The 828-nt window shown below is 56.0% G+C and carries 2 protein-coding genes; both read left to right on the top strand.

Annotation, left to right across the window (positions count from 1 at the left end; translation table 11 throughout):
- The coding region (locus H5395_RS19695) for a hypothetical protein (RefSeq protein WP_220495137.1) at positions 1-419 on the top strand (419 nt) is incomplete at its 5' end.
- Positions 420-455: 36 nt separating this feature from the next.
- Entirely contained in the window at positions 456-704 is a 249-nt protein-coding gene (locus H5395_RS19690; RefSeq protein WP_182794004.1) for a WcbI family polysaccharide biosynthesis putative acetyltransferase, read from the top strand.
- The last annotated feature ends 124 nt before the right edge of the window (positions 705-828 follow it).

The raw sequence follows: 828 nt of genomic DNA, 5'->3' as shown, positions 1-828 counted from the left end.
ACAGACGCAAAATGCCCGCTGCGGTGGGCGTGCGCCTCCGGTCGGGGCTACGCCCTCCTCCGTCACATGCCCACCGCGGCGTCTCATCCAGGTTGACGCGGAATCTCATCCTGTTTGTCGCGCAGCAGGAGCGGTTCAACGGCCGGATCGAGGATGTCCTGCAGAGCCACCGCTTCCACAGCGGCGAAGACCTGGAGCAGACCATCCTGCGGCTCATGTCCGCCTCTGCAACGGCCAGTTGCCCCAGCCTGTCCTCAAGGGTCGAACGCCCATCGACGCGCTCAAGGTCTGGCATCGCGAAAAACCCGAACTGTTCAGAAAGCAGCCGTATAATCACGCGGGATGTGACAGGTAGCTCCGTTACTCAGATGAGTATATTGCCGTACGGCACGACGGGATCAGGCAACTGGCGGCGCTGAACGACTGGCACTAAATTACTGATTTGAAATAATAAAATGAAAAAACAAGCTTATGTGGTTGGAAATTGCCAAGCATGTCCCATTTTCAACATCCTCAGAATGTCTGAGGATTTTCTGCGATTTTTCAATATCCAGAGGTTTCCTCCAGTCTACGTTGCGAAACGTGACGAGGTAAAGGAACTTCACAAGAATCTCTCCAGCGCCGGTTTGCTAATCGCACAACTGGTCAACGAGGATTACCGGAACAATATCGGACTGGGCACCGAAACCCTCCGTAGCAGATGACCTTCCCTCTGGGCCTCTCTCGATCATGACGAGAGTCCCTGGGTTTGGTATTGGTCGGTTTCGAGCTGGGCAAGCGCGCCGGGCGTGGAGTTCACGGATTGCTCAAGTGCCCGGCGCGCGTCTG

The organism is Paracoccus sp. MC1854, assembly GCF_014164635.1.
Taxonomy (GTDB): domain Bacteria; phylum Pseudomonadota; class Alphaproteobacteria; order Rhodobacterales; family Rhodobacteraceae; genus Paracoccus.
The sequence above is the reverse complement of the archived record's forward strand: the minus strand, read 5'-3'. Positions and strand labels throughout refer to the sequence as shown.